The sequence below is a fragment of the Pricia sp. genome, assembly GCF_041745955.1.
In the GTDB taxonomy this organism is placed as follows: Bacteria; Bacteroidota; Bacteroidia; order Flavobacteriales; family Flavobacteriaceae; genus Pricia.
This window is the reverse complement of sequence record NZ_JBGTHY010000309.1, coordinates 1-2,855: the sequence shown is the minus strand read 5'-3', so window position 1 is coordinate 2,855 and position 2,855 is coordinate 1. Positions and strand designations below refer to the sequence as shown.

General features: G+C 44.2%; 3 protein-coding genes. 1 reads left to right on the top strand and 2 read right to left on the bottom strand.

What is annotated here, in order from left to right; genetic code table 11:
* Positions 1-269: hypothetical protein (locus ACEW8S_RS11315; RefSeq protein ID WP_373518262.1), on the top strand; the 269-nt coding region annotated here is incomplete at its 5' end.
* Between the two features lie 30 nt (positions 270-299).
* Here the strand turns inward: ACEW8S_RS11315 and purD are convergent.
* Both purD and ACEW8S_RS11305 read right to left on the bottom strand, forming a co-directional pair.
* Positions 300-1,571, bottom strand: coding sequence for a phosphoribosylamine--glycine ligase (gene purD / locus ACEW8S_RS11310; RefSeq protein ID WP_373518261.1), 1,272 nt, complete (start codon positions 1,569-1,571; stop codon positions 300-302).
* A 61-nt stretch (positions 1,572-1,632) separates the two neighbouring features.
* Positions 1,633-2,787: an ATP-binding protein gene (locus tag ACEW8S_RS11305; protein ID WP_373518260.1), complete on the bottom strand. Its 1,155-nt coding sequence runs from the start codon at positions 2,785-2,787 to the stop codon at positions 1,633-1,635.
* Positions 2,788-2,855: the final 68 nt, after the last annotated feature.

Sequence of the window (2,855 nt, the reverse complement as noted above, 5' to 3'; positions counted from 1 at the left end):
GAAATCATCCCGACTTTTTATATTTTTGCTCCGTAAATATAGCCAAGATGACTTCATTTTTTAGAGGAATAGAGGATTTGTTCGTAAACTATCTTTTTTGGCCGATGGACCAATTGCGATATATGGACAGCTGGTGGGGCGCCAATTTTTTTAGCTGGATCTTGGTTATCCTCGGTTTTGCAGGGTTCGTCTACTGGATGTTGGAACTTAAGAAATATGACGACAACGAAGAAGAGGACCGATCTAGCACCTCGCATTCGTTTTTGTAGGTCTGTCTGACCACATAGGTTCGATTTCGTTCAGAGATCGAAACCGATGTCTTTTCGGTAGTTCATGCCCTCAAATTTTATTTTGCCGATATTTTTATAGGATGTGCCCAGTGCTTCCTTGAAATCTTTTCCAAAGGAGGTTATCGCCATTACCCTTCCGCCGTCCGTAACAGTCTTTCCCTCTTTGTTCGTTGTGCCCGCATGAAACACTAAAGAATCATCGATTTCTTTAAAACCCGTGATAGTTTTTCCTTTCTCATAGGCTCCGGGATAGCCTCCGGAAACCAACATGACCGTGGCGGCCGTTCGTTCGTCGATTTCAAGTTCAACGCTATCCAACGTTTGATTGGCAACCGCTTCAAAAAGGGATACCATATCGTTTTTGATCCGCGGAACGACCACCTCTGTTTCCGGATCGCCCATACGCACGTTGTACTCTATGACCTTGGGGTCGTTGCCTACTTTGATCAATCCGATAAAAATAAAGCCTTTATAGGGCAGGTTGTCCTTTTTAAGGCCGTCAATGGTCGGTTTGATGATACGCCGGTGGATTTTATCCATAAGCTCGAAATCTGCAAAGGGAACGGGAGAAATGGCGCCCATTCCGCCTGTATTAAGCCCGGTGTCGCCCTCTCCGATGCGTTTGTAGTCTTTTGCAGTGGGCAGCACCTTGTAGCCCTTTCCATCGGTCAGCACGAAAACGCTCAACTCGATACCCGATAAAAACTCCTCTATGACCACAGTGGCGCTAGCTTCTCCGAATTTGGCATCGACCAACATGGATTCCAGTTCGTTTTTAGCCTCTTGCAAATCGTTTAAGATAACTACGCCTTTCCCGGCGGCCAGACCATCCGCTTTTAAAACAAAAGGTGGATTTAGGGATTCCAAAAAAGCAAAACCTTTCTGCAAGGTATCGGCCTTGAAACTGTCATAGGCCGCCGTGGGTATGTCATGCCGCATCATAAACTTTTTAGCGAATTCCTTACTGCCTTCAAGCTCCGCTGCCGATTTTTGGGGACCGATAATGGGGATGTGGGCCAAATCGTCATCCTTCAGAAAAAAATCATGGATGCCATTGACCAAAGGGTCTTCAGGGCCGACGATTACCATATGGATGTCTTCTTCCAGCACTGTTTTCTTTATAGTATTGAAATCATTTACACCTATCGGTATGTTCGTAGCGATTTCAGCAGTGCCCGCGTTGCCTGGGGCGACGAAAAGTTTCTCTAATTTCGGACTTTGTTTGAGTTTCCAGGCCAAGGTATGCTCGCGACCACCGGAGCCTAGGATAAGGATGTTCATGGATTTTGGTTTTGAACTGGTTTTGGGCAAAAATAGGGTTTGTGGTGGAATTTGTTAAATATCAGGGTATGTAGTTTCCCATTTTCGTATAGGGAACAATGTTTATTCCATTACTTCTTTTCTGAATCGATTGCCCTGCATAAACAACGATTCCACCTTTGGTGTCCGACAATTTGTTCCAATAATTGATAGCTTTGGTGTAGGCGGACGTTATGGTCTCACCGGCCTTGATTTCGATAGGGACAAGCTCAAGTCCATAATCCAGAACAATATCCACTTCATGTCCGCTTCGGTCACGCCAGAAATAGAGATTATCGCTCTTGCCCGCGTTGAATCTCTTTTTCATCAAATCGATGACCACCATATTTTCGAAAAATGCCCCCTTGAGGGGGTGCAAGTCCAATTGTTCCGCATTTTGGATTCCTAAAAGGGCGGAGACAAGACCAACGTCGTAAAAGTAGAGCTTCGGCATCTTCACAAGACGTTTGTTGAAATTTTTATGATGGGGCCTCAAACGGTAAATGATGAAACTAGCTTCCAACAAGCCAATCCAAGATTCTACGGTTTTACTGTCTATACCAGCCTCTACAGCCAAAGCGTTCTTATTTAACAACTGCCCGACCCTTGCCGCACATAAACGCAGAAATCGTTCAAAAACTAAAATATTACCGATGTTTTTGAGCTGTCTTATATCCCTTTCGACGTATGTTCTGATATAATTGGAGAACCATTTATCTACTTCAAAAGACTTATCGTATAGGGGCGGGTAAAAACCTTTGTGCAAAAGGGCGGCCACCCGACCGGGGAGTCTTTCTTGCAGCTCATCTATAGAAAAGGGCAACAGATTAATATAACCTACCCTTCCTGCTAAACTTTGAGTGATGTTTTCCTGTAACAAAAAATTATTCGAGCCCGTAAGCACAAAATGGAGTTCGGGACCGCTCTCATCCAATATTTGTAGCAGATATGAAAATAATTGTGGTGCCCTTTGCGCCTCATCAAGTATGGCCCCGGTCTGAAATTGACCCAAAAAACCTCTAGGATCTTCTACGGCAAAGTTACGAACATCTGGGTTTTCAAGATTCAGATAAGGTTTGTCGTCGTACACCTCACGAACCAAAGTAGTTTTTCCCGACTGCCGTGGGCCGACCAGCGCTACCGCTTTGTATTGTTCCGATAATTTTCGTAATTCTATATGTGCCCTTCTAGCAATCATATCGCAAATATATGACAATTTCGGAATTAGATTCCGAAATTGTCATATATTTCTTCTATAAGTCCTCC

Excerpts from the sequence above, each read along its gene's own strand:
- purD (WP_373518261.1), bottom strand. The coding sequence starts at position 1,571 with ATGAACATCCTTATCCTAGGCTCCGGTGGTCGCGAGCATACCTTGGCC.
- ACEW8S_RS11305 (WP_373518260.1), bottom strand. The coding sequence starts at position 2,787 with ATGATTGCTAGAAGGGCACATATAGAATTACGAAAATTATCGGAACAA.